Here is a 24,688-nt window from a genome sequence, read left to right as displayed (position 1 = left end):
ACACTGGCACTCGCGGATTCGACGATCGATGGCGCACTCGCAATGGATCGGCTGGACCTCACCGAATACGGCGACGCCGCCGTCACCGATGCGGACCGGGTGCGCCCGTTGTGTCCCGAGACCATCGCCTACGTGATCTTCACCTCCGGGTCGACGGGCCGCCCGAAGGGTGTGGCGGTCAGCCACCGGGCGATCGTGAACCGGTTGGTGTGGATGCAGTCGGAATACCGGCTCGACACCGATGATGTGGTGTTGCAGAAGACGCCCGTCACCTTCGACGTGTCGGTGTGGGAGTTGTTCTGGCCGTTGCAGATCGGGGCGAGGCTGGTACTTGCCGCACCGCAGGGTCACCGCGATCCCGCGTATCTGGCCCGCCTGATCGCGGCCGAATCGGTCACCACCGTGCATTTCGTACCGTCGATGCTCGCGGTGTTCGTCGCCGAGTCGGCGGCCGGGGCCGGTGGCTCGCTGCGGCGCGTGTTCGCCTCCGGCGAGGCGCTACCGCCGGCGGTGGCGCAGCGGTTGCGGACGCTGACCGGCGCCCGGTTGCACAACCTCTACGGGCCGACCGAGGCCGCGGTGGACGTGACGTACCACGAGGTCACCGATGCCGACACCGCTGGGGTGCCGATCGGCCGGCCGGTCTTCAACACCCGTGTCTACGTGCTGGATTCGCGACTGCGCCCGGTGCCCGCGGGTGTCACCGGCGAGCTGTATCTCGCCGGAACCCAGCTGGCGCGCGGCTATCTCGCGCGACCCGATCTGACCGCGGACCGGTTCGTGGCCGACCCCTTCATGGGCGGGTCCGGGGGCATGGGCGCAGTGGGCACGGGCGGGGAACGCATGTACCGCACCGGCGATCTGGTGGTGTGGAACGCCGACGGTGAGCTGGAGTACCGGGGCCGCTCGGACTTCCAGGTGAAGCTGCGCGGGCTGCGCATCGAGCCCGGGGAGATCGAGGCGGCGCTGGTCGCGCAGCCCGAGGTCGCTCAGGCCGTCGCGCTGGTGCGCGGTGACGACGGTACCGACCAGCAGTTGGTGGCCTACGTGGTCGCCGAGGCCGGTCACGCCGTCGACGCCGATCGGCTGCGGACCGAACTCGCGCGGCGGCTGCCCGGCTATACGGTTCCGGCGGCCGTGGTCGTCCTCGACGACCTTCCGGTGAACGCGTCCGGCAAGCTCGACCGCCGTGCCCTGCCGGCGCCGCCGCGCGCGGTGCGCGAGTTCCGCGCTCCGCGGACCCCGGCCGAGGCCCTGGTCTGTACCACCTTCGCGCAGGTGCTGGGTGTGGAGCGGATCGGCCTGGAGGACAACTTCTTCGAACTCGGCGGCACTTCGCTCTCGGCGACCACGCTCGCGGCGCGGTTGAGTGCGGCCCTCGGGCAGCAGGTGCCGGTGCTGACGTTGTTCACCGCGCCGACGCCCGCGGCAGTGCTGGCCGAACTGGACCGGGCGGCGGGCGAGATCGATGCCGATGGCGCCTTCGATGTGCTGCTTCCGTTGCGGCGCAACGGAATCGGTGAGCCGCTGTTCTGTGTGCATCCGGTCGGCGGTGTGGCCTGGTCGTTCGCCGGCCTGGCCGCCTCGGTGCAGCGGCCGCTCTACGGCCTGCAATCGCCGGCGCTGAGCGGGGAGGACCTGCCCGGCACCGTCGAACAGTGGGCGCGGCGCTATGTCGAGGCGATCCGCTCGGTGCAGCCGGAAGGGCCCTATCACCTGCTGGGCTGGTCGCTCGGCGGCGTGCTCGCCCATGCCGTCGCGGTGCAACTGCAGGACGAGGGTGAGCGGGTCGACCTGCTGGCCGTGATGGACAGCCGGTTCGGCGAACCGGATGCCGACGAGTCCGAGCCGGTCGCGACGGCGGAACTGCTGGGCGGCCTGCTGGGGGAGCGGTTCGAGGGGTTCGGCGACGCCATGCCGGACGATCCTGCCGCGATCCTGGACGCGCTGCCCGAACCGTTCGCGTCGCTGGGCCGGGAGCGGATCACCGCCGTCCTCGAGGCGGCGCTGGGATCGGTCGATCTGGCCGCCGCCTATCGGCCCCGGATCTACCGCGGTGATCTGACGTACTTCGTCGCCGCCCACGACGCCTCGAGCGAGCCGGCCGCCGAACGGTGGATACCGGCGGTCAGCGGAACGGTGCGGCGCCACCACCTGCCCACCACCCACTGGCGCATGACTTCCGCGGAATCGTTGCGACGCATCGGCGCGGTGGTCGGCGAACACCCGGACGACAGCGAAACGGCCTGACCCGCATCGCTTGTCGCCTCATCAGCCCGGAGCCGATCAGGTTCCGTGCGGCCCTCGGGCGCCGGTCCGGCGACCGCGGTTCGCGACCGTGAAAGGAAGAAGGAAGAAAAGTATGGACGGCACTGTCGACTACGCCGCGATCATCACTCAGGTGCTGAGCTTCCTCAGCTCCGGTTCCAGCATCGCCTACACCCCGAAGTAAACCCGCACCAGCAAAGGATTTTCGACTGATGGATACCGGAAGCTCCGGCCTCGGCAGCATCTTCACCGCCCTCGCGAACCTGCTCTCCACCGGATCGGCGGTGTCGGTGACACCGGGCGCTTGATCGCGGTGCGGGCTCGAACATCGCGGGCCCGCACCACCCCCCGGTGCGGTGGCGGTACCGCCGCACCGGAAACAGTTCCGCACGAAAGGTATTCGAATGAGCAACCCATTCGACGATGACGACGCCGAGTTCTACGTCCTGACCAACGATGAAGGCGAGCACTCGTTGTGGCCGGTGTTCGCGGCCGTGCCGAGCGGATGGACGATCGCTCACGGCCCTTGTCTGCGTCAGCTCTGCCTCGACTATGTCGAATCGCACTGGACCGATATGCGCCCGAAATCGCTGATCGAGGCCATGCGTCTGCAAGCCAACTGAATGCGTCGCGCCGCGGCGTGCCCTCCGAACCCCCTGCACCCGGCACGCCGCGGCGTTCACGTCCTCCTCGCATCGGTGAAGGCTGCCTGCTAATATAAGTGCCAATTTATAGAAGGAGGTATGTCATGCCCTTGCTTTCCGACCCCGCCGCCCTCGCCGGCCTCGTCACCCGCGAGGTCCGCACCGGCTCCCGCGACGGCGCGACCACCCGAATCGCCGTCGCCCGCCGCAGCTACCCCACCGATCAGGCCGATCTGTGGGACGCGCTGACCAATCCCGAGCGGATTCCGCGCTGGTTCCTGCCGATCAGCGGCTCACTGGAGGTCGGCGGCCGATACCAGCTCGAGGGCAACGCCAACGGCATGGTCGAACGCTGTGACGCGCCGAAACACTTCGCCGTCACCTGGGAGATGGGCCCGCAGATCTCCTGGCTGGAGGTCACTCTCGGCCCGGCCGGCGACGGTACCGAACTGAAGCTCGAGCACGAGGCGCCGATCGATCCGGCCATGTGGACGCAATTCGGTCCCGGTGCGGTCGGTGTCGGCTGGGACCTCGCCCTCCTCGGCCTGGGGATGCATCTGGACAGCGGCGAGCCGGTCGATCCGACCGTCGCGCTCACGCTGCACACCACGCCGGAGGGCCGTACATTCATCCGCACCGCCGCCACGGCGTGGGGTGAGGCCGCGATCGCCGACGGCGACGAGCCCACCGCGGCTCGCACCGCCGCCGAACAGACATTCGCCTTCTACACCACCGAACCAGAGGACACTCCGGAACCTCGATGACCGCCCCACCCGCCCGCATCTTCGATGCGCTGGGCGACCCCGTTCGCCGTCACATCCTCGAACTCCTGGCCGCCGGCGAACACTCCGCCGGCGCCCTGGTCGAATCGATCCGCGCCGCTACCCCGATCTCCCAGCCCGCGGTCTCGCAACACCTGAAGACCCTGCGCGACACCGGTTTGGTCACCGTCCGCGCCGAAGGCACCCGCCGGTACTACCGCCTCGACCCCGACGGCGTGGAGATCGCCCGAACCTGGCTCACCGCCCTGCTCGACCCCCTGCACCACCTGGCGAACCCTCTCGACGCCCTCGCCACCGAAATCGCCCGCGGCAAACGGACGCGGGATTCCGAATCTCGGGTCCGAGGTGCCGGCGGCGAGGAGAAGCGCGCGACCGGGTGAGCGCGTTCGGCTTGTCCGGCGATGCCGCCGCATCAGAACGGCGCCGGGAAATCTCTCGCGGCCGGGCCGATGGTGTCGGTGTTAGTCAGCTGAGTTGATCTGAGCTGCTTGCGGATTCGCTCGCGAAGCCGGGTGGCGGCGGCGCGGTGCTTGGCGGCGGTGACGCCGTCTCCGCATGCCGCCGCCAGATCGGCGAGGATCTCGTCCACCGGATCGAGTGGGGTGAAGCCGGTTTCGAGGCCCGCGACCGTGCCGGCGGCGGGGAGGAGCCGGCGGTACAGTTCGGCGCAGTCGGCGGTGGAGCCGAGGGCGATGGCCGCGCGGGCACGGTGGGCTCGCATCAGGACGGGGTAGAAGTGCTCGTCGACCTCCGGGCCGTGGTGGAACAGGGCGGCGGCCTCGGCGCGTGCGCCGGCGTCGAGAAGGGCGACGATGTAGATCTGGGTGAGCATGCCGGGTAGGGCGGCTTCGATATCGGCGAGGGCGTCCGCGGCGGGAGAGAGATCGCGGCGCGCCCAGCCGAGCGGAAGCAGCGCGATCAGGGCTGCCTCGTCGCCGTGTGGGAAGCCGGAATCTCTTGCCGCCGAGACGCTTTCGTCGAAGTAGTGCGCGGCGCGGGAGATATCGCCGCGCAGGATCTCGGTGGCCGCGCGGAAGTAGCCGAAGATCGTCGCCAGCGGCCGCACCTGCGCGGTCGCCGCGAACTCCAGGGCCAGCGTGGCCTGCCGTCCGGCCTCGATCAGGTCGACGTCGCGGCAGGCGGTGCGGAAGTGCAAATAGTGTGCGAGGGCACGATAGTGGGGGAGGTCGGCTGCGGTGGCGATGCGCTCGAGCTCGGCGGTCCAGTACCCGAGGCCGTCGCCGGAATGTCCGTCCAAGACGAGATGGGTCAGCGCGTTCAAGGCCATGCACTGCAGTTCGGCGTCGCCGGTGCTGCGCGCCAATTTCAGTGCGGCGTGGGCGCGGGTGTGGGCGAGCCGGTGCGCGGCGGGGCTGGCCTCGAAGACCGCCGTGATCAGCAGGCGTGCCTGCGTCGCCACCGGCTGGTCGCGCGCGGAGGCGACCGCGAGTGCGCGCCGCAGCCGCGGATTGGTCCATCTCCAGTCCCGCATCGCCCAGACCACCGGGGCCCGCCAGCTGGTCAGCGCGCGCACCACCAACTCCCCGTCGCCCAGTGCGGTGGCCAGCCGCAGCGCCTGTTCCCGGGCGTCGCGGGCCGCGACGATCCGTCCCGCGTACGCGGAGGCGGTGACCAGTTCGCAGTAGGCGTCCACACAGGCGATCCGATCCGCGGCCGGGGCGTCGTCGTCCTCGTGCCCGGCCAGGCGCCGTAGTTCGATCACCGTGCGCCACAGCGGCGCCGCGTCCGCGCGCATCCCGCGTTCGACACAGTGCCGCGCCGCCGTCGTGATGTAGTCGACCGCGGAATCGGCGGTACTCGCCGTGGCCGCGCGCACGGCGTGATGGGCCAGCACCTCCACGGCCCGGGCGTCGTCGGGACGGCACCCGCCCAGCAGTGCCAGCACACCCTGATGCATCCGGGTCCGCCGCAGTTGTGCGATCCCCGCGTAGACGGTGTCACGAATCAGCGGGTGCGCGAACATGATCCGGCCGGCGGGATCGATGATCACCAGCCGTGCCACCTCGGCGGTGCCGACGAGGTCGACGATCTCGTGCTCGGAGCGTCCGGTCAACGCCACCAGCGTCGCCGGTTCCACCCGCTCACCGCAGACGGCCGCGTACTCCAGGACCTCGCGGACCGGATCCGGCATCCGCGCCAGTTGTTGTTCGATCACCCCCCGGGTGCTCGGCGGCAACGTGTGGACGTCGCCGCCCACCGCCATCGCGGCGGTGAGCTCGCGCAGGAACAGCGGATTTCCACCGGTGCGTTCGTGCAGCAGCGCCAGCAGATCGGTGTCGAGTCCGGACAGTCCGGCGGCGCGCGCGATGGCGCAGGTCCCGTCCAGATCGACGCCGGTGAGCTCGATATGCGCGGCGGTCGGGTCGGCCAGGGCGGCCACGGCCGCCCGCACCGGCGGCGGCGCCTCCGTCTCGCGCAGAGTGGCGATGACCAGCAGCGGCTGATCGTGCAGCCATGCCATGGCTTGGCGCAGGATCTGCAGCGTGGCCTCGTCGGCCCGGTGCAGATCCTCCAGGATCAACGCGACCGGACCGTCGGCGACCGCCTTGCGGCACCGGTCGGCGATCACCCGCGAGATCTCGAAGGCCCCACCGAGCACCGGCCGCGAGGTCAGATCGGCGCCGAATCGCGCGGCGACCTCCGCCCACACCCATGCCTGCGGCGCTCCGTCGATCTGCGGGCAGCGCCCGGTCGCGACCACCCAGTCGCGGCGGCGCAATTCGGCGGCGACGGTCTCGGTGAGAGTGGACTTGCCGAAACCCGCGCCGCCACAGACCCACACCACCCGGGCGCCGTGTTCGGCGGCCTCGCAGGCGGCTTCCAGCACGACCTTGCGCTGCACCGGATATCCGGGCGCCGTCGTGGTCGCGGCCGGCTCGGCCGACGAGCGCGTGATGTCACGCACGATGTCGGCGCGCACGGCGAGGGACGCGGTCGGCACGGTGGAGTCGAGCACCGGGACCGCCTGGTTGAGGATGGCGGTCTCCAGCTCCTGAATGCGTTGTCCCGGATCCAGCCCCATTTCCCGGGTGAGGAATTCCGCCGTGCGCCGTAACGTGGCCAGCGCTTCGGTCTGCTGCCCCAGCCGATATTGCGCGAGGGCGAGCAGTCGCACGCTCTCCTCGCGGTCGGGCCGGTCCTCGACGGTGCGCCGCAGGCCGCTGATCACCTCGGTGGTGCGGCCGAGTTCCAGCGCGGCCTGGGCGCGCAATTCACCGGCGGTCAGATACAGATCGGTCAACCGCGCCGCCTCGGCCGCCGCCCAGCCGCAATCGGCGAAACTCTCCAGCGCGCGTCCGTTCCAACAGGCCAGTGCGGTATCCAGCATCCGAGTGCGGGTGGCCGCCTCGGGGGCATGGGCACCGCTGCTGACTTGCAGATATTCGTGCAACAGCGATTCGAACTGCCAGGCGTCGACTTCGGTGTCGCGCAACCGCAGCGCGTAACCGAGGCCCTCCGACACCACCACCGTCGCCGGCGCGCGGGCGGGACGTTCGGGTTCGAACACTCGCCGCAGGTTGTGGACGTGCACCTGCAGCACCGAAGTCGCCTTCGGCGGGGGTTCGCCGTCCCACAACTCGTCGACCAGCCGATCGGTGGACACCGCCCGGCCCTGCGCGATCACCAAGCGCGCCAGCAGGGCCCGGGTGAGCCGGCCCGCGAGGCGGATCGGAGTTCCGTCGAGTGCGATATGCATCGGCCCGAGGACATGGATGCGCCGTTCAGCCATGCCATGCCCCCTGCCACCGTGACATCCCGGACACCTTCCCCATGGCCCGCCCCCGTCCGTGCGCCGACGGGACGGCCAAAACGCTGGACATCTGATTTAAATCAGAATCTCTACTATAAATTTCGGGCGCTGTCTGTCGTTAGCTTCATGGTTGCCAAATCGTTATATCCATTCCGTGCGGTAGTACCGGCCGGTGTGTGTTGTGCATCACGTTCTGGCTGTTCCAGGTTGCGACACACGTGGTTCGATCCTGAGTGGCGAGGTGAGCGGCCTGTAATGCAATTGTGACTTTTTCGCGGAACTGCGGATTCGCGGTCGCATGATCATCCTCGGCTCGTATATTTCATCGCAACTTCGGAATTGCTCTCGATATCGGTCCAATTGCTTCTCGCCCGATTCGACCGGAAGTGAACCAGAAGTGGGATGGACAAGGCTGACGTTCACAAACCTGATGGATGGGGAGGTTTCGAATGGTTCGAACGTCACAGAACGCGGTAACGGAATTCGGTGGCGCAGGGCAGGAGAAATCATGAGTCAGAACAGGATCCGTCCCCGGCCCACCGTGCCGGACATCGTGGCCCTCTTTCACGACGACGATCAGGCGGGAGAACTGTTCATGCGGACCGACGAGGTGATCGCGGTACCGGCCGGTCAATTCGTGGCCATGGCCCGTGCCGTCGCGCAACTGGCCGACCGTGCCCTGGTCGGCGGCGGAATTCACGCGGACCGCCCGGACGAGGGGACGCTCGGCGCCTTCGGGGACGCGGGCGAGAATTCCGTCACGGAACCGGAACCGGTCACCCGCGGTCTCTATGTCGACGCCGACGGTGACGTATGGGAGCACGACGAGCTCGGCTGGCGGTTACTGTTGCAGGCCGGCGTGGTGGTCGACCCGGTTTCACATTGGGACTGGATCCTCGGCCATGTCGGTGAATTCGGCCCGTTCACTTTCGTCGCCGCGAGCTGAGGAATTCGCCGCCGGAGTTTTTATCGTCAGACTGACGATTACAATGCCCGTCATGGGCAGTGGTTTTCGCCTCAATGCAGCGGTCGCGGTCGATTTGGTGGTTCTGACCCTGGGCGCCCGCCACACTGCCAACGACACGCTGTGCGCACTGCTGGTCCAGCGGCTCTACGCCCCCTATCGCGGACGATGGGCCCTGCCCGGCGGTTTCGTCCGCCCCGAGGAAAGCCTCTCCGCCGCCGCGGTCCGGGAGTTGCGCGAGGAAACCGGCATTCGCGGCGACCGCATGCATCTGGAGCAACTGGCGACCTACGGTGAACCCGGCCGTGATCCGCGCGGCCGGGTCATCAGTACCGCCTATCTGGCGCTGGCGCCGAATCTGCCCGCGCCGCAAGCGGGTTCGCAAGCCACCGCGGCCGGCATCTGGTCGGTGGAGCAACTGCTCGCCGAGCGTGGCCGCATCGCCTTCGACCACCGGCGTATCCTCACCGACGGCGTCGAGCGGGCCCGCGCGAAGCTGGAATACACACCGCTGGCCACCGCCTTCTGTGCCCGCGAATTCACGGTGGCCGAATTGCGACGGGTCTACGAGGTCATGTGGGGGACCGACATCGATCCGCGCAATTTCCACCGCAAGGTCACCACCACACCGGGTTTCGTCCTGGCCACCGGCGCCACCACGACCCGCGACGGCGGTCGTCCCGCCAAGCTCTATCGCGCCGGGCCCGCGCAGGTGCTGCACCCACCGATGTTGCGGCCCAGCTGATTCCCCGTCGTTGCCGCCGTGTGCCCGCAGGGTGGTACACCGGGAGTATGACGGAGGTCACTACCGGCGCGCCGACAGTCGCCGGGCGCTCGGCGGAGTTCTGGGGATATCTGATGTGGGGGCTGGCGGGCATCGTCATCGCGGTCCCGGAGTTGGCCGCGGTCTTCGATGTGGCGGACTGGCCGACGATTTCGGCGACGATCGGCCACCTCGAGGACGCGCATTCGTGGGTGCGGCTCGTGGTCGTGTTCGTAATCGTCGTGCTCGCCTACTATTCGCTACCGCAGCTGGCGATACCGCCGCAGCGCCCGGCCGCGCTCGCGGGCCGGCAGACCACGGCCAACGGCCGGCTCACGCCCGACCCGGATGCCGTGCGCACCGAGGGGATGGGTGGCTATCTGGTGCTGGCCTGCGCGGCGCTGGCCGCGGCGATCGCCTTCGCCGGTGGCGCCCGCGCGGTCGATCCGGGTTCCTTCGCCGGCGCCTACGTGCTGTACGGAACCATCGCGGTGATGTGGGTGATCGTGCCGAGCGTGCTGTCGATGTTCTTCGCGCGGGAAGTGCCGTTCCCCACCCTGTTTCGCACCATCGGCTATCTCGAGCATCGCGCGGGATTCGTCGCCGCGCTGCTGCTCGGACTGCTGGCGATCCTGCTCATCCACCTCGCGCTGTATCCGTGGCCGCGGATGAACAGCTGAGGCGATCACTCGCCGCGCGGCGACCCGAATAGCACAACCTCCATCAGCGCCATGACTCGCTCCGGCGGGCAGAGGTTTTCGTCGTCGCCGAAGACCCGGCCCAGATCGACCACGAGTCCGAAGCCGGCCTGCACCAGAATGCGCGCCTGCGCCTCGGAGAGCTCCGGCCGCACCGCGACCAGCAATTTCACCCATTCGGCCACGATCAGCCGCTGGATATTGCGCAGTACGGTGCGTTCCTCGGGCGGGACGTGGCTGAACTCGGCGTAATAGACGAAGGTCAATTCGCGTTCTTCGAACGACCCGGTGACATACAGGCCGATCAGTTTCGACAGTGCCTCGGCCGGAGATTTCGACGAGGCGGTGGCCGGGCCGATCGCGCCCGACACCCGATCCGCCGCCCGCCGGAACGCGGCCGCGAGCAGGTCGCTCTTGCTGCGGTAATACCGGTAGACGGCCGAGGCCGCGGACAGATCCGCGGCCGTCGCGACATCCTCCACGCTCACATTCGGATAGCCGCGCTGATGAAATAGCTCCACCGACTTCTTCAGCAGCAGTTCGTGTTTGAACGACTGCGGGATCTCCGCCGCCCGCGGCGTGCCGGCCGACGGCGCGGCGTCCGGAAGTTCGGCGCCGATGATCGCCCACGCGGCCGAATTCAGCACCGCGGTCAGCGATTTCACGGGGAGGGTGGCATGGTGGTCGCCGATGCTGCTGACGATGCTGAGCAGGGCCACCGCCCGTACCAGCCGATCACGCCGGGTCAGCTCCGGGCGCAGTTCACCGAGCAGGCCGGCGAGGGCACGGATCGAGGTGGTGAACTGCTCGTCCAGCGTGGCGCGATCGGTGTCGTCGAGGTAACGCCCCTCCCACCGGGCCAGCGTCACGGTCGGCCGATTGGAGATGGTCGCGGCGATCATGGCGTCGAGCACGCCGGCCAGCCGCTGCTGCGCCGGAAGCTCGGCGGCCTCGGGGGCCACCGTGGTCGATTCCACCGTCAGCGCGCCGAGGCGCAGCAGTTCCTCCCGGAACAGCGCGTACTTGCTCGGATAGTGCCGGTACAGGGCCGCCGAGGAAATGCCGAGACGGGAGGCGATGTCCTCCATGCTGACCCCGTGATACCCCAGCGAGCCGAAGGCCGCCGCCGAGGTCGCGGCGATCTGGGCGCGCCGATTCTTCGGGCGTCGGCGAATCACCCGCTCCTGCGGCTTTGTTGTCGGCTGTTCTGCGGGGCTCGCGGTGCCACGCTCTACGCTCACGGTTCCGGCCTGTCTGTGGTGCGGCGGCACTCCTCGGCACTCATGAATGCCATGGTAGTCACCGGGTGATTTCCGGCTGCCCGGTGTTACCGCCGGTTCCGGGAGGTCGACCGGGGATCGGTGCGGTGGCGAAGGCCGGTTCCGGGCCGGATCGGGACAATTGTGGACTATCGCCGCCGACTCGCGGGCGACGGGGGTGTGCCAGGGCGAACGAAAGGCTCTCTGTCACAAGGAAATACCGACCGGATTCAACTTTTCGCCGGCGCCGCAAGGCTTGGGCGAACGACCAGATCGCTTGCGCGTATCGAAATAGCATCGTTTCGACTCTTGTCCCTGGCAGCGGGTGCCCGCCGCGCCGTACGCTGCGCTGGCACTCGGCACCGATCCGGCATTCCCGCCGGTCGGGAACTCATCCGACACCGCGGTAGCGAAGGGACTCTCGATGCGCACGCTGGACCTGGAACGGATCATCCGGGCACCTCGCGCCGACGTCTTCGACTGGATCACCGACGCCACCAACTACCAGCGCGTTCCGGCGATCCGGCGGGTCACTCCGGTCCGTCCGGGCAATGTCTCCGAACACGGGGTCGGGGCGGTGCGGCTGCTGGTGACGCCGCTGGTGCGGCTGACCGAGGAGGTCGTCGACTACGACCCTCCGCGACTGTTCCGTTATCGAGTACTGAAATCGCTTCCGCCGCTGCGCCGCCAGGACGGAACCGTGACCTTCGACGACCATCCGGCGGGCACCCGGGTGCGCTGGCATTCCCAATTCGAAGTCGCCACACCGCTTTTCGCCGCCGCGTGGACTCTGGCGCTGATCCCCGCCGTCTATCTGGGCGTGAGCGCGGTCCTGTCCACCGCCGAGGCCGAACTGCGCCGCGACTAGGCCGGCTCGGCCCTCTGGTCGGTCGCTCGGCTCAGCGCCGCCCAGGCCATCTCCCGCAGGATGGGCCGAGCCCGCCCGGCCAGGGTGGGGGCGGCACTGTGCGGGGTGGAGTTGATCAGGCCGAAGGTGGCGTGCGCCTTGACCCGCGCGGCGGTCTCGTCCAGTTCGGGATGCAGGCCGCGCAGCACGCCCACCCAGATCTCCACGTACTGCCGCTGCAGGCGACGCACCTGCCGACGGGCGGATTCGGGCAAGCTTTCCAGGTCCCGGTCCTGGATGCGGATGAGTTCGGGCTCGCCGAGGGCGAAGTCGAGGTGGAACTCGATCAATCCGGACAGAGCCGAGCGCGGTGATTCGGCCTGTTCGGCGACCGCCCGGCCGCCCTCGAACAGCCGGGTGCTGATCCCGACCAGCAATTCCACCAGGAGGGCTTCCTTGTTGGGGAAGTGCCGGTAGACCGCCGGGCCGCTGATACCGGCCGCCGCCCCGAGGTCGTCGAGCCGTACCCCGGGGAAGCCGCGGTCGGCGATGAGTCGTGCCCCGGCCTCCAGTAATTGTCGCCGCCGCTGCGCCTTGAGCTGCTCCCGGCGTGTGGGGGCGATGGCCTCACTGCTGCTCATCGGGCTCCTCTCCGCAGGCCGGGGGCGTTCGGCGGGTCCGGGTTCCGGCACGCCTGGACATTTCAGTTAACGAAGATTATCTTAGTTTCCAGTTATTGGCCACTAACCGAATGGGCAGGATGGCGTGATGACCCTGACGCAGGACGTGCAGGCCGGCAATCGTGCCGCACATCTGGCGCTGCTCGACGAGCTGCGCGCGAAACTGGCGGCGAGTGCGCTCGGCGGACCCGAGCGGGCCCGCGAGCGCCATCTGGCGCGCGGCAAACTGCTGCCGCGCCAGCGGGTGGACCGGCTGCTGGACCCCGGCAGCCCGTTCCTGGAACTCTCGCCGCTGGCGGCCGACGGCATGTACGGCGACGATTGCCCCGGCGCGGGAGTGATCGGCGGTATCGGACGGGTGTCCGGCCGGGAATGCGTGATCGTCGCCAACGATGCGACGGTCAAGGGCGGCACCTACTACCCGATGACGGTCAAGAAGCATCTGCGCGCGCAGGAGGTGGCACTGCAGAACCATCTGCCGTGCATCTACCTGGTGGACTCCGGTGGTGCGCATCTGCCGCATCAGGACGAGGTCTTCCCCGACCGCGAGCACTTCGGCCGGATCTTCTACAACCAGGCGACCATGAGCGCCAAGGGGATTCCGCAGATCGCGGCGGTACTGGGTTCCTGCACCGCGGGCGGCGCCTACGTTCCCGCGATGAGCGACGAGGCCGTGATCGTGCGCAATCAGGGCACGATCTTCCTCGGCGGGCCGCCGCTGGTGAAGGCCGCCACCGGCGAGGTGGTCACCGCAGAGGAACTCGGCGGTGGTGAATTGCACTCGCGCACATCGGGTGTCACCGACCATCTGGCCGACAGCGACGAGGACGCGCTGCGCATCGTGCGCCGCATCGTCGGCACCTTCGCGCCGAAGTCGCCGAGTCCGTGGGAGATCGCGGCGCCGGTCGACGCCATCGCCCCGCAGTCGGAGCTCTACGACGTGGTCCCGGTGGACCTGCGTACGCCGTATGACGTACACGAGGTGATCGAGCGCATCGTGGACGGCGGTGAATTCCAGGAATTCAAGGCCGAATACGGCCGCACCCTGGTCACCGGCTTCGCGCGCATCCACGGACACCCGGTCGGCATCGTCGCCAACAACGGCGTGCTGTTCGGCGAATCCGCCCAGAAGGGCGCGCATTTCATCGAATTGTGCGACAAGCGGGTCATTCCGCTGGTGTTCCTGCAGAACATCACCGGCTTCATGGTCGGGCGCGACTACGAGGCGAGCGGTATCGCCAAACACGGCGCGAAGATGGTGACCGCGGTCGCCTGCGCGCGCGTGCCGAAGCTGACGGTGGTGATCGGCGGTTCCTACGGCGCCGGCAACTATTCGATGTGCGGGCGCGCCTATTCGCCGCGCTTCCTGTGGATGTGGCCGAACGCCCGCATCTCGGTGATGGGCGGTGAACAGGCCGCCTCCGTGCTGGCCACGGTGCGCGGCGATCAGCTCGGCGATGCCTGGACCGCGGAGCAGGAGGAGCAGTTCAAGGCGCCGATCCGGGATCAATACGAGCACCAGGGCAATCCGTACTACTCGACTGCCCGGCTGTGGGACGACGGGGTCATCGATCCCGCCGACACCAGAACCGTGCTCGGCCTGGCCCTGTCGGTCTGCGCGCAGGCGCCCCTCGAACCTGTCTCCTACGGCGTATTCCGGATGTGATCACCATGCTGAACAAATCTCACCCGGTGCCCTTCGACACCGTGCTGGTCGCCAACCGCGGCGAGATCGCGGTGCGCGTGATCCGCACGCTGCGCGCCATGGGTATTCGCTCGGTGGCGGTCTACAGCGACGCCGATGTCGCCGCCCGGCACGTGGCCGAGGCGGACGTCGCGGTGCGGCTGGGCCCGGCGCCGGCACGGCAGAGCTATCTCGACATCGATCGGGTGGTCGACGCGGCGGTGCGGTCCGGTGCGCAGGCCGTGCATCCCGGTTACGGCTTCCTGTCGGAGAATTCGGCCTTCGCCGCGGCGCTGGAGAAGGCCGGCATCGTCTTCCTCGGTCCGCCCGTGCGGGCGATCGAGATCATGGGCGACAAGATCGCGGCCAAGACCGCGGTCGCAGATTTCGGCGTGCCGGTCGTGCCCGGTATCGCCCGGCCCGGCCTCACCGATGACGAATTGATCACGGCCGCAACCGAAATCGGATATCCGGTGCTGGTCAAGCCGTCGGCGGGCGGGGGCGGCAAGGGCATGCGCCGGGTCGAGGATCCCGCCGATCTTCCCGCGGCGCTGGTGAGCGCGCGCCGGGAGGCCGCCGCGGCGTTCGGCGACGACACCCTGTTCCTCGAACGGTTCGTCGCCACACCCCGGCATATCGAGGTGCAGATCCTCGCCGACCGGTTCGGCAACGTCCTGCATCTGGGTGAGCGGGAGTGCAGCCTGCAGCGCCGGCATCAGAAGGTCATCGAGGAGGCGCCCTCGCCGCTGCTGGATCCGCAGACGCGGGCCCGGATCGGCGCCGCCGCCTGCAATACCGCGCGCAGCGTCGACTATGTGGGCGCGGGCACCGTCGAATTCATCGTCTCCGCCGACCGGCCGGACGAATTCTTCTTCATGGAGATGAACACCCGGCTGCAGGTCGAACATCCGGTGACCGAACTGGTGACCGGGGTGGACCTGGTGGAATGCCAGGTTCGCGTAGCGGCCGGGCAGAAGATCGTCGCCGAACAGGACGACATCCAGCTCACCGGGCACGCCGTCGAGGCCCGCGTCTACGCCGAGGATCCCGGCCGCGACTTCCTGCCCACCGGCGGCACCGTGCTGGCGCTGGCCGAACCGCAGGGGCCCGGCGTGCGGGTGGATTCGGGGCTGCGCACCGGCAGTGTGATCGGCAGCGACTACGACCCGATGCTGTCGAAGGTGATCGCGCACGGCCCCGATCGCGCGACCGCGATCGCCCGGCTGGATCAGGCGCTGGCCGACACCCAGGTCCTCGGCGTGCGGACCAATACCGACTTCCTGCGGTTCCTGCTCGCCGATCCCGATGTGCTGCGCGGTGATCTCGACACCGGACTACTGGACCGGCGCGCCGGAGATTTCCGGCCCGCACCGGTCACCGACGATCAGTTCGTCGCGGCGACGGTGGCGCGCTGGCTGCGGGCGTGGCCGGCCGCACCCCGAGGCCCCTGGGAAATCCCGGACGGCTGGCGCATCGGCACCGCGGCGCCCACGGTACTGCGGCTCGAAGGCGGCGAACGCGTTGTGCACGTGGCGATTACGGGCACACCCGCCGACGCGTGGGTGGCGGTGGACACCGGCCTGCCGCGTTCGCTGACCGCCGCGCTCGACGACGCGGTGCTGACGATCGTCCTCGACGGAATCCGGCTGCGCTACCGGGTCGCCGAACAGGCCGGCCCGATCTGGGTGGCCGGCGCCGACGGTGTCGCGGCGGTGCGTGAGGTGGCCGAACCCAGCCTGCGCGGCGGCGACGAACAGCTCACCGACGCCGAAATCCTCAGCCCCATGCCGGGTTCGGTGATCGCGGTGCACGTGGCGCCGGGCGCCGAGGTGGCCGCCGGTACCCCGATCGTGGTGGTGGAGGCGATGAAGATGGAACACACCTTGACCGCGCCGGTCGCCGGAAAGGTGGAGTTGCTGGTCGCCGCGGGCGACCAGGTACAGGTCGAACAGGTCCTGGCGCGGATCGCCGCCGAACCCGCCGAGGACCCCGAGAAATCGGACACCGAGCAGAAAGAGGCACAGGCATGAGCGATTTCCTGTCCACCGGCACCCTGCCGGAGGAGTACCGCGATCTGGCGCTGACGGTCCGCGATTTCGCGAATCAGGTCGTCGCGCCGGTGGCGGCGAAACACGATGCGGCCCATACCTTCCCGTACGAGGTCGTATCCGGCATGGCGGATATGGGTCTGTTCGGCCTGCCGTTCCCGGAGGAGTACGGCGGTATGGGCGGCGACTACTTCGCGCTGTGCCTGGCGCTCGAGGAACTCGGCAAGATCGACCAGAGCGTGGCGATCACGCTCGAGGCCGGGGTGTCGCTGGGCGCCATGCCGATCTACCGGTTCGGCAACGAGGCGCAGAAGCAGGAGTGGTTGCCGCAGTTGACCTCCGGACGCGCCCTCGCGGGTTTCGGTCTCACCGAACCCGGTGCGGGCAGCGATGCCGGCGGCACCCGGACCACCGCCGTCCGCGACGGCGACGACTGGATCATCAACGGCAGCAAGCAGTTCATCACCAATTCGGGCACCGATATCACCCGGCTGGTGACCGTGACCGCGGTGACCGGTGAGTCGGAGGGCAAGAAGGAGATCTCCACCATCCTGGTGCCGACCGACACCCCTGGCTTCGTCGCCGAACCGGCCTACAACAAGGTCGGCTGGCATGCCTCGGACACCCATCCGCTGAGCTTCACCGACGTCCGGGTGCCGCAGTCGAATCTGCTCGGTGAACTCGGCCGCGGCTACGCCAACTTCCTGCGGATCCTGGACGAGGGCCGGATCGCGATCGCGGCGCTGTCGGTCGGCGCGGCGCAGGGCTGTGTCGACGAGAGCGTGCGCTACGCCGGTGAGCGGGAGGCGTTCGGCCGCACCATCGGCCGCAATCAGGCGGTGGCGTTCAAGATCGCGCGGATGGAGGCGCGGGCACACGCCGCGCGCACCGCCTACTACGACGCGGCGGCCTTGATGCTGGCGGGCAAACCGTTCAAGAAGCAGGCCGCGATCGCGAAGCTGGTCGCCAGCGAGGCCGCGATGGACAACGCCCGCGATGCCACCCAGATTTTCGGCGGCTACGGCTTCATGAACGAATATGCTGTGGCCCGGCACTATCGCGATTCCAAGATTCTGGAAATCGGCGAGGGCACGACCGAGGTGCAGTTGATGCTGATCGGACGGGAGCTGGGACTGTGAGCGAGCCGATGGAGCCGGTGCGCCGGGTGGTGCAGCGCGGACTGTGGTTCGAGGAGCTGGAAGTCGGTGTGCTGTACGAACACCGGCCCGGGCGCACCATCACCGAAGCGGACAACGTCGCGTTCACCACGCAGACGATGAATACGCAGGCGCTGCATCTGGACGCGGCCTTCGCCGACGGTCTGCCGCCGTTCAATCAGCGGCTGGTCAATTCCATGCTCACGTTGTCGACGCTGGTCGGCTTGTCGGTGGCGCAGCTGACGCAGGGCACCATCGTGGGCAATCTGGGCTTCTCGGAGGTCGCCTTCCCGAAGCCGATGTTCCACGGCGACACCCTGTACGCCGAAACCCTGGTCACCGCCAAGCGCGAGTCGAAAAGCCGCCCGGGCGAGGGGATCGCGACCTTCGCGCACACCGGACGCAACCAGCACGGCGACGTGGTGGCCACCGCGGTCCGTCAAACCCTGATGCGGATGCGCCCGAACGGCAAGTAGGAGAGCGGATGAACTGGGAAATTCCGGGTCCGGCCTGGCTGTTCTGCCCCGCCGACCGGGGTGAACGCTACGAGAAGGCCGCCGCCGCGGCCGACGTCGTGATCATCGATCTGGAAGACGGCGTCGCGGCCGGAGACAAGGAGGCCGCGCGCGAGGTGCTGATGGCCACGCCACTCGATCCGGAGCGGACGGTGGTCCGGGTCAACGCGGCCGGCACCCACGATTTCGACGCCGACCTGACCGCGCTGGCCTCGACCGCCTACCGTCGCGTCATGCTGCCGAAATGTGAATCGGCGCAACAGGTCTCGTTGCTGTCGGACTACGAGGTGCTCGCGCTGTTCGAATCGCCGCTGGGCGCGTTGCGCACCGAAGAGGTCATGGCCGCGCCGAATGTGATCGCCTCGATGGCCGGGGCGGAGGATCTGGTCGCCGGGCTCGGTGGCAATTCCAGCCGCCGCGCCGACGGCGGTTATCACGATGTGGCACGGCAGCTGCGCTCGACCGCCCTGCTGGCGGCGAAGGCGTACGGCAAGATCGCGCTGGACTCGGTGTATCTCGATATCGCCGACCTCGACGGACTGCGCGCGGAATCCGACGAGGCGGTCGCGGTCGGCTACGACGTCAAGGTCGCCATCCATCCGAAGCAGCTCGCGGTGATCCGGGCCGCCTACGCACCGGCGGACGAGGAAGTGGACTGGGCCCGCCGGGTGCTGGCGGAGGTGCCCGACAATCGCGGCGTGTTCAGTTTCGAGGGACGCATGGTGGACGGCCCGGTGATCCGGCACGCCGAGCGCATTCTGCAGCGCGCCGGGACCCGGCAGAGCTAGGAGAGTCATGACGCAACCACAGTGGGAACCCGATGCCGGGGATGTGGAAACGGCGCGTGTCACCGACTTCGCACGATTCGTCGGGGCCCGCACCGGACGAGAATTCGACGACTACCACTCGCTGTGGGAGTGGTCGATCACCGACCTCGCCGGGTTCTGGGGAGCGCTGTGGGAGTACTTCGAACTCGGCGACGCGCCGGACACGGTGCTGGCGAGTTCCGATATGCCGGGGGCGCAATGGTTTCCGGGGCAGCTGCTGAACTACGTCGATCAGATCGCACGCCATGCCCGCACCGATCGGCCCGCGATCGTCTACGCCGGCGAACAGGGCGGCCTGACCGAGATCTCCTGGGCGGAACTGCTGGGCCGCGCCGCCTCCTTCGCGGCGACGCTGCGCGAACTCGGCGTGGGCCCCGGCGATCGGGTCGTCGGTTACCTGCCCAACATCCCCGAGGCCGTGATCGCCTTCCTCGGTACGGCCGGAATCGGCGCGGTGTGGAGTGCCTGCGGCCAGGACTATTCGGCCAAGGCGGCGCTCGACCGGCTGGGGCAGTTGGAGCCGGCCGTGCTGGTCACCGCCGACGGTTACCACTTCGGCGGGAAGCAGCACGACAAACGTGACGATATCGCCGCCCTGCGGGCCGGACTGCCGACCGTCCGAGCCACCGTCGTGGTGCCGCGTCTGGGCGGTGCGGTGCCCGACGCCCGGGATTGGAATGCGGTCGCCGCGCCCGAGGGTGCCGAATTGTCCACCGAGCCCGTCGGTTTCGCGCATCCGCTCTGGGTTCTGTTCTCCTCCGGAACCACCGGTCTGCCGAAGGGGATCGTGCACGGACACGGTGGCGTGCTGCTCGAACATCTGAAAGCCGCTGCGCTGCAGTCGGATATCGGACGCGGCGACGTCTTCTTCTGGTACACCAGCCCCAGCTGGATGATGTGGAACTTCCAGGTCGCCGGTCTGCTGGTGGGCGCGACGATCGTCTGCTACGACGGCAGTCCCACCTTCCCGCACGCCGATTCGCTGTTCGACCTGGCGGCGCGTACCGGCACCACCGTGCTCGGGACCAGCCCGGGTTATGTGCTCGCCTGCATCAAGGCCGGTGTGGTGCCGCGGCGCGACCACGATCTCTCGGCGCTGCGTACGGTCGGTATCACCGGATCGTCGCTGCCGCCGTCGTCGGCACTGTGGTTGCGCGACAACGTCGGCGAGCGGGTGCAGGTCAACTCCATCAGCGGTGGCACCGATGTGGTGTCCGCCTTCCTCGGCGGTGTGCGCACGGTGCCGGTGTGGCCGGGCGAGCTGTCGGTACCGTTCCTGGGCGCCGCGGTGGATGCCTGGGACGAATCGGGCCGGCCGGTGCGCGGCGAGGTCGGGGAATTGGTGATCACCGCCCCGATGCCCTCCATGCCGGTGTCGTTCTGGAACGATCCCGACGGAAGCCGGTATCGCGCAGCGTATTTCGAGATGTTCCCCGGCGTCTGGCGGCACGGCGACTGGATCACCGTCACCGACCACGGCAGCATCGTCGTGCACGGCCGCTCCGATTCGACGCTGAACCGGCACGGCATCCGGATGGGCTCGGCCGATATCTACCAAGCGGTGGAACAACTTCCGGAGATCGCCGAGGCCCTGGTGATCGGCGCCGAACAGCCCGACGGCGGCTACTGGATGCCGCTGTTCGTCACCCTCGCCCCGGGCGCCGAACTGACCGACGAGCTGAAACAGCGCATCAACGCGACGATCCGCAGCGAGGTCTCGCCGCGTCACGTCCCCGACGACATCATCGCCGCCCCGGGCATTCCGCATACCCGCACCGGCAAGAAACTCGAGGTGCCGATCAAGAAACTGTTCCAGGGCGCGGACCCGGATCGCGTGGTCGAACGCAGCGCGGTCGACAATGCGGATCTGCTCACCTGGTACGCCGAGGTGCCGGCCCGGAAACGGGCGACGTAGGCCGAGCCGCGGAAGCGGTGCGCTGCCGCTCGGTGGCCGCCGAGTACGCGCGGCGCGCCGCATCCGGGCCGCGGGTGATCAGGCGGCGAGCTCTCCGGCCTCGTCCATCGACAACCGGCCGTCGACCATGCGGTAGACCGCGTTCATGCGGTGCAGGTGGGTGCGATCGTGGGTCACCAGCAGGGTGGCGGCGGAGTGGGTATGCACGACCCCGAGGATCAGGTCGATGACGGCGGCCCCGCGTTCCTGGTCGAGGGCGCTGGTCGGCTCGTCGACGACCAACAGCGCGGGGTCGTGCATGAGAGCGCGGGCGATGTCGACGCGCTGTCGTTGACCGCCGGACAGCTGGGCCGGGCGCTTCTTCTCGTGACCGCGCAGCCCGACGGCATCGAGGAGATCCATGGCCTTGTCCCGGGTTCGACGTCGCAGGCGCGGTGAGACGACGGTGTGGCCGCCCAGATGCCGCATCACCTCGAGTTGTTCGACCGCGGTCAGCGCCGGAATGAGATTGGGCTGCTGGAACACGATCCCGATGCGTTCCCGGCGCAGGGTCGCGGCCTCGCGCCGGGACGCTCGGGCGAGGTCGACACCGCCGTCGTCGGTGTCGAGCAGAATCCGGCCCGAATCCGGGCGCACGAGCGTCGACACCGTCGCCAGCAGACTGGATTTGCCCGACCCCGAGGGGCCGGTGATGGCCGCGATCTCGCCGCCGCGCACGGTCAGTGCGACCCGGTCGAGGGCGGTGACGCGGCCGGCGCCGTCGGGGAACGTGAGGGTGAGATCGGAGACGGTCAGGGTGGTGGTCATCGAAAGCTCCTGTGCGGTAATCGAATCAACGAGAGTTGTTGAGCGCGGTGAGCGGATCGGTGGTGACGAGGAAGCGCAGGGCGAACACCGCACCGAGCAGCCCGAGCCCGATCAGGGCCAGCGCGGGCACCACGGTCGTGGCGGCGCTGAGCACGAACGGCACCGCCCCGCCGAGGAACGCCCCGGCCAGTGCGGTCACTCCGACCCCGACGCCGACACCGAGTAGGAGCACGATCAGGGCCTGCCCCAGTGCGTCGCGAACCAGTGCGGTCGTGGTGGCGCCCAGCGCTTTCAGCGTCGCGATATCCGGCGTGCGCTGGATGGTCCAGACGGTGAAGAACGCACCGATCACCAGAGCGGAGATCACGAACAGCATCACGGTCATCAGCGTGAGCGAACCGTTCTCGGCCCGATAGGACCCGATCGCCTGCAGTGCGCCGTCGACGCTCGTCGTGCGGGTGTGCGCGGCGCTGTTCACCGCACCGGTATCGGTCACCCCGGAGGCGACCAGAATCGTGGCCGCCCCGCCACGCGGATCGAGTTGCTGCCAGTCGGACAGCGTCGTCCAGACCACCGGGGTGTGCGCATACCAGTCGTCGCCGCCGATCCCCGCGACCGTGAAGGTCCGGTCGCCGATCGACACGCGCTCACCGGCGGTGGCCGAGAGATCCTCGGCGGCGGCTTTACTCAGCACAACGGTGCCGGGGCGGGTAACCACCTCATTGCCGAACGCCGTGCCGTCGACGCCGAATATCGCCACCTGGGTCGGCGCGGACCCGTCCCGGACGGCCTGGCTACGGCTGATGCCCACCGGATCGACGGTTCCCCCGGCTCGCTGCCAGCGCTGCACCTGTTCGCCGGTCAACGCCGAGGAATCGAACGACGGGTCGGCGCCGGTATCGGCGAAGACGACGCTGCCGCCGGACAGCCGCTCGAGGGCGGAAATATTCTGATGGGCGAGTCCGGCCGTGAGTCCACTCAGAAAGCTCACCAGCAGGGCCACCATGGTGACGACCAGGGTGATGAGGAGGAATCGGCCGCGGGCGGCCCGCAGATCTCGCAGTGCGACGAACATATCTCCACCCTCGCGGTGAATCCGCCGGTCGGCATCGCCTTCGCGGACACTTCGCGACCGCCCGACGGTGGGGTGCCGATTCCACCTTTCGATGGATGCCGCCCCGATAACCGCGCATAAGCTGGCAGCGTGCACCGCTCTCCACTCACCCCCGTTTTCGCCGCACTGCAGGTAGGACTGCATGTGTTGATGACGGCGCTGGTGGTCGTGGTGATGGTGCGGGCGGCCGTTCCCGGTGACGACGGCACCCGGCCCACCGCCGCGGTGATCGTGCTCGCGGCGCTGTTCCTGGTCGTCTACTTCGCGGGCGGGCTGCTGCGCGGGCGTCCGGTCGCGGCCCGGGTGTGGCTGGGCGGGCTCACGGTGCTGTGGCTGGCGCTGATCGTGCTGGTTCCGGAGGCCGTCTACCTGGTGTTCGGACTGTTCTTCCTCTATCTGCATCTGCTGCCGCGACTGTGGGGACTGGCCGCGGTCGTCGCCGCCACGATCGTCTCGGTGGTCGGGTGGGGATTACACGAGGGGTGGACGGTTCCCGGGATCGCCGGGCCGGTCCTGGGCGCGATCGTCGCCATCGCGATCGGCCTGGGTTATCGGGCGCTGTTCCGCGAGGCGGCCGACCGCCAGCAGCTGATCGACGAATTGCTCTCCACCCGCGCCACTCTCGCCGAACGCGAACGCACCGCCGGCAAACTCGCCGAACGGGAACGACTGGCCCAGGAGATCCACGACACCGTCGCCCAGGGACTGTCCAGCATCCAGATGCTGCTGCATGCCGCCGAGCGCGACGCGCCGGATCATCCCGCGCTGCAACAGATCCGGCTCGCCCGTGAGACCGCCGCGGACAACCTGGTAGAGACCCGGCAGTTGATCGGCGACCTGACCCCGGCGGTGCTCGAGGGGCAATCGCTGAGTGATGCGCTCGAACGGATCGCCCGGCGTGCCGAGGGCCCCGGGCTGAGCGCCCGCACGGTGGTCGAGGGGACCCCGATGCGGTTGCCGATGCCCGTCGAGGCCGCGCTGGTGCGGGTGGCGCAGGGCGCGGTGTCGAACGTGGTGCGGCACGCCCGCGCCGCCCGGATGCGGATCACGCTCACCTACGGTGACGACGCCGTCCATCTCGACGTGGTCGACGACGGTGTCGGTATCGATCCCGCGGTCTTCGGGGGCGGCACCTTCGGCCTCAACGCCATGCGCAGCCGCGTCGAACAGCAGGGCGGTGTCATGGACGTCGAATCCGAACCGGGACATACCGCCGTCACCGTCTCGTTTCCGCTGCACGACTCGGAAACCGCAGGCGCCGAGCTCATCTCGCGGGAGGACCTGCCGTGATACGTCTCCTGCTGGCCGACGACCACGCCATCGTCCGCGCCGGGCTACGGGCCCTGCTGGATTCCGGCGAGGACATCACGGTGGTCGGGGAGGCCGCCACCGCCGAGGAGGCCGTAGCCTTCTGCACCACCACACACCTCGATCTGGTGCTGATGGACCTGCGCTTCGGCCCCGGCAAATCCGGCGTGGACGCGACCCTGGCCCTGCGCGCCCTGCCCGATCCGCCGAACGTCCTGGTGGTGACCAACTACGACACCGACGCCGATATCCTCGGCGCCATCGAGGCGGGTGCCTGTGGTTACATCCTCAAGGACACGCCGCCACCGGAACTCCTCGCCGCCGTGCGCGCGGCGGCGGCGGGGGAAAGCGTGCTGTCGCCCTCGGTCGCCTCCAAACTGATGACCCGCGTCCGCAAACCGGACACCACCCTGAGTGCCCGCGAGATCGAGGTGCTGCGCCTGGTCGCCGACGGCCATTCCAACCGCGATATCGGCAAACACCTGTTCCTCAGCGAGACGACGGTGAAATCCCATCTGGTGCATATCTATTCGAAGCTGGGCGTGAGATCGAGGACCTCGGCGGTGGCGCGGGCGCGCGAGCGCGGGGCCATCTGAACGGCGGCCGGCGCATCCGGCGCCGACGTCGAGCGCGGCC

Annotated in this window: 21 protein-coding genes; 16 read left to right on the top strand and 5 right to left on the bottom strand. The window is 68.9% G+C overall.

Annotated features, from left to right (window positions below):
• The 4 genes from RJ03_RS23320 to RJ03_RS23305 form a co-directional block, all read left to right on the top strand.
• Window positions 1-2,250, top strand: a 2,250-nt coding sequence (locus RJ03_RS23320) for an amino acid adenylation domain-containing protein (RefSeq protein ID WP_036505739.1), incomplete at its 5' end; no start/stop codon positions are given.
• 422 nt (window positions 2,251-2,672) lie between these two features.
• Window positions 2,673-2,891, top strand: coding sequence for an MbtH family protein (locus tag RJ03_RS23315; protein WP_030517136.1), 219 nt, complete (start codon window positions 2,673-2,675; stop codon window positions 2,889-2,891).
• A 125-nt stretch (window positions 2,892-3,016) separates the two neighbouring features.
• Window positions 3,017-3,676, top strand: coding sequence for an SRPBCC family protein (locus tag RJ03_RS23310; RefSeq protein ID WP_036505728.1), 660 nt, complete (start codon window positions 3,017-3,019; stop codon window positions 3,674-3,676).
• Entirely contained in the window at window positions 3,673-4,074 is a 402-nt protein-coding gene (locus tag RJ03_RS23305; RefSeq protein WP_036505727.1) for an ArsR/SmtB family transcription factor, read from the top strand. Before RJ03_RS23310 ends, RJ03_RS23305 begins: the two co-directional genes overlap by 4 nt.
• Before the next feature lie 32 nt (window positions 4,075-4,106).
• Here RJ03_RS23305 and RJ03_RS23300 read toward each other — a convergent pair whose 3' ends face one another.
• A complete protein-coding gene (locus RJ03_RS23300) occupies window positions 4,107-7,445 on the bottom strand; it encodes an ATP-binding protein (RefSeq protein WP_051025151.1) in 3,339 nt (1,112 codons plus the stop codon).
• Window positions 7,446-7,974: 529 nt separating this feature from the next.
• Here RJ03_RS23300 and RJ03_RS23295 point away from each other — a divergent pair.
• The 3 genes from RJ03_RS23295 to RJ03_RS23285 are packed head-to-tail and all read left to right on the top strand — an operon-like array spanning window position 7,975 to window position 9,873.
• Window positions 7,975-8,412, top strand: coding sequence for a hypothetical protein (locus tag RJ03_RS23295; protein WP_036505726.1), 438 nt, complete (start codon window positions 7,975-7,977; stop codon window positions 8,410-8,412).
• Between the two features lie 52 nt (window positions 8,413-8,464).
• On the top strand, window positions 8,465-9,175 hold the full coding sequence (locus tag RJ03_RS23290) for an NUDIX hydrolase (protein WP_036505725.1): 711 nt from the start codon (window positions 8,465-8,467) through the stop codon (window positions 9,173-9,175).
• Window positions 9,176-9,222: 47 nt separating this feature from the next.
• Window positions 9,223-9,873 carry a hypothetical protein gene (locus tag RJ03_RS23285; RefSeq protein WP_036505724.1) on the top strand — a complete coding sequence of 217 codons (651 nt, stop codon included), beginning with the start codon at window positions 9,223-9,225 and terminating at the stop codon, window positions 9,871-9,873.
• Window positions 9,874-9,878: 5 nt separating this feature from the next.
• Here the strand turns inward: RJ03_RS23285 and RJ03_RS23280 are convergent, their stop codons facing one another.
• The gene (locus tag RJ03_RS23280) at window positions 9,879-11,132 is read right to left on the bottom strand and encodes a TetR/AcrR family transcriptional regulator (RefSeq protein WP_036505737.1); all 1,254 of its coding nucleotides are present in this window, start codon (window positions 11,130-11,132) and stop codon (window positions 9,879-9,881) included.
• Window positions 11,133-11,574: 442 nt separating this feature from the next.
• On the opposite strand from RJ03_RS23280, the gene RJ03_RS23275 reads away from it, so the two are divergent.
• Window positions 11,575-12,018, top strand: a complete 444-nt coding sequence (locus tag RJ03_RS23275; protein WP_036505736.1) for an SRPBCC family protein — start codon at window positions 11,575-11,577, stop codon at window positions 12,016-12,018.
• Here the strand turns inward: RJ03_RS23275 and RJ03_RS23270 are convergent.
• On the bottom strand, window positions 12,015-12,638 hold the full coding sequence (locus RJ03_RS23270) for an SACE_7040 family transcriptional regulator (protein ID WP_036505723.1): 624 nt from the start codon (window positions 12,636-12,638) through the stop codon (window positions 12,015-12,017). The two genes, RJ03_RS23275 and RJ03_RS23270, sit on opposite strands and share 4 nt — an antisense overlap.
• A 127-nt stretch (window positions 12,639-12,765) precedes the next feature.
• Here RJ03_RS23270 and RJ03_RS23265 point away from each other — a divergent pair, with 127 nt between their 5' ends.
• Genes RJ03_RS23265 through RJ03_RS23240 form a run of 6 tightly spaced genes read left to right on the top strand, consistent with a single transcriptional unit; the run spans window position 12,766 to window position 20,823 of the window.
• The gene (locus RJ03_RS23265; protein WP_036505722.1) at window positions 12,766-14,343 is read left to right on the top strand and encodes a carboxyl transferase domain-containing protein; all 1,578 of its coding nucleotides are present in this window, start codon (window positions 12,766-12,768) and stop codon (window positions 14,341-14,343) included.
• Between the two features lie 5 nt (window positions 14,344-14,348).
• Window positions 14,349-16,391 (top strand): acetyl-CoA carboxylase biotin carboxylase subunit, encoded by a 2,043-nt coding sequence (locus tag RJ03_RS23260; protein ID WP_036505735.1) that lies wholly within the window; start codon window positions 14,349-14,351, stop codon window positions 16,389-16,391.
• Window positions 16,388-17,548 (top strand): acyl-CoA dehydrogenase family protein, encoded by a 1,161-nt coding sequence (locus tag RJ03_RS23255; RefSeq protein ID WP_036505721.1) that lies wholly within the window; start codon window positions 16,388-16,390, stop codon window positions 17,546-17,548. Before RJ03_RS23260 ends, RJ03_RS23255 begins: the two co-directional genes overlap by 4 nt.
• Window positions 17,549-17,556: 8 nt before the next feature.
• Window positions 17,557-18,042 (top strand): MaoC family dehydratase, encoded by a 486-nt coding sequence (locus RJ03_RS23250; RefSeq protein WP_036505734.1) that lies wholly within the window; start codon window positions 17,557-17,559, stop codon window positions 18,040-18,042.
• 8 nt (window positions 18,043-18,050) lie between these two features.
• Window positions 18,051-18,869, top strand: coding sequence for an HpcH/HpaI aldolase/citrate lyase family protein (locus RJ03_RS23245; protein WP_036505720.1), 819 nt, complete (start codon window positions 18,051-18,053; stop codon window positions 18,867-18,869).
• A gap of 7 nt (window positions 18,870-18,876) precedes the next feature.
• A complete protein-coding gene (locus RJ03_RS23240; protein ID WP_036505719.1) occupies window positions 18,877-20,823 on the top strand; it encodes an acetoacetate--CoA ligase in 1,947 nt (648 codons plus the stop codon).
• A gap of 78 nt (window positions 20,824-20,901) precedes the next feature.
• Here the strand turns inward: RJ03_RS23240 and RJ03_RS23235 are convergent, their stop codons facing one another.
• The gene (locus RJ03_RS23235) at window positions 20,902-21,630 is read right to left on the bottom strand and encodes an ABC transporter ATP-binding protein (protein ID WP_036505718.1); all 729 of its coding nucleotides are present in this window, start codon (window positions 21,628-21,630) and stop codon (window positions 20,902-20,904) included.
• Between the two features lie 25 nt (window positions 21,631-21,655).
• The gene (locus tag RJ03_RS23230) at window positions 21,656-22,705 is read right to left on the bottom strand and encodes an FtsX-like permease family protein (RefSeq protein WP_036505717.1); all 1,050 of its coding nucleotides are present in this window, start codon (window positions 22,703-22,705) and stop codon (window positions 21,656-21,658) included.
• Window positions 22,706-22,834: 129 nt separating this feature from the next.
• Here RJ03_RS23230 and RJ03_RS23225 point away from each other — a divergent pair, with 129 nt between their 5' ends.
• The gene (locus tag RJ03_RS23225; protein ID WP_051025149.1) at window positions 22,835-24,034 is read left to right on the top strand and encodes a sensor histidine kinase; all 1,200 of its coding nucleotides are present in this window, start codon (window positions 22,835-22,837) and stop codon (window positions 24,032-24,034) included.
• Window positions 24,031-24,648: a response regulator gene (locus RJ03_RS23220; RefSeq protein WP_036505716.1), complete on the top strand. Its 618-nt coding sequence runs from the start codon at window positions 24,031-24,033 to the stop codon at window positions 24,646-24,648. The genes RJ03_RS23225 and RJ03_RS23220 overlap by 4 nt, the downstream gene beginning before the upstream one ends.
• Window positions 24,649-24,688: the final 40 nt, after the last annotated feature.

It is taken from the genome of Nocardia aobensis NBRC 100429, from assembly GCF_000308375.1.
Classification (GTDB): domain Bacteria; phylum Actinomycetota; class Actinomycetes; order Mycobacteriales; family Mycobacteriaceae; genus Nocardia; species Nocardia aobensis.
This window is presented reverse-complemented; position numbering and strand designations above follow the sequence as displayed.

Bases quoted from the DNA above. Each gene is read 5' to 3' on its own strand.
- RJ03_RS23315 (WP_030517136.1), top strand. From the start codon at position 2,673: ATGAGCAACCCATTCGACGATGACGACGCCGAGTTCTACGTCCTGACC.
- RJ03_RS23310 (WP_036505728.1), top strand. From the start codon at position 3,017: ATGCCCTTGCTTTCCGACCCCGCCGCCCTCGCCGGCCTCGTCACCCGC.
- RJ03_RS23305 (WP_036505727.1), top strand. From the start codon at position 3,673: ATGACCGCCCCACCCGCCCGCATCTTCGATGCGCTGGGCGACCCCGTT.
- RJ03_RS23300 (WP_051025151.1), bottom strand. From the start codon at position 7,445: ATGGCTGAACGGCGCATCCATGTCCTCGGGCCGATGCATATCGCACTC.
- RJ03_RS23295 (WP_036505726.1), top strand. From the start codon at position 7,975: ATGAGTCAGAACAGGATCCGTCCCCGGCCCACCGTGCCGGACATCGTG.
- RJ03_RS23290 (WP_036505725.1), top strand. From the start codon at position 8,465: ATGGGCAGTGGTTTTCGCCTCAATGCAGCGGTCGCGGTCGATTTGGTG.
- RJ03_RS23285 (WP_036505724.1), top strand. From the start codon at position 9,223: ATGACGGAGGTCACTACCGGCGCGCCGACAGTCGCCGGGCGCTCGGCG.
- RJ03_RS23275 (WP_036505736.1), top strand. From the start codon at position 11,575: ATGCGCACGCTGGACCTGGAACGGATCATCCGGGCACCTCGCGCCGAC.
- RJ03_RS23270 (WP_036505723.1), bottom strand. From the start codon at position 12,638: ATGAGCAGCAGTGAGGCCATCGCCCCCACACGCCGGGAGCAGCTCAAG.
- RJ03_RS23265 (WP_036505722.1), top strand. From the start codon at position 12,766: ATGACCCTGACGCAGGACGTGCAGGCCGGCAATCGTGCCGCACATCTG.
- RJ03_RS23260 (WP_036505735.1), top strand. From the start codon at position 14,349: ATGCTGAACAAATCTCACCCGGTGCCCTTCGACACCGTGCTGGTCGCC.
- RJ03_RS23255 (WP_036505721.1), top strand. From the start codon at position 16,388: ATGAGCGATTTCCTGTCCACCGGCACCCTGCCGGAGGAGTACCGCGAT.
- RJ03_RS23250 (WP_036505734.1), top strand. From the start codon at position 17,557: ATGGAGCCGGTGCGCCGGGTGGTGCAGCGCGGACTGTGGTTCGAGGAG.
- RJ03_RS23245 (WP_036505720.1), top strand. From the start codon at position 18,051: ATGAACTGGGAAATTCCGGGTCCGGCCTGGCTGTTCTGCCCCGCCGAC.
- RJ03_RS23240 (WP_036505719.1), top strand. From the start codon at position 18,877: ATGACGCAACCACAGTGGGAACCCGATGCCGGGGATGTGGAAACGGCG.
- RJ03_RS23235 (WP_036505718.1), bottom strand. From the start codon at position 21,630: ATGACCACCACCCTGACCGTCTCCGATCTCACCCTCACGTTCCCCGAC.
- RJ03_RS23230 (WP_036505717.1), bottom strand. From the start codon at position 22,705: ATGTTCGTCGCACTGCGAGATCTGCGGGCCGCCCGCGGCCGATTCCTC.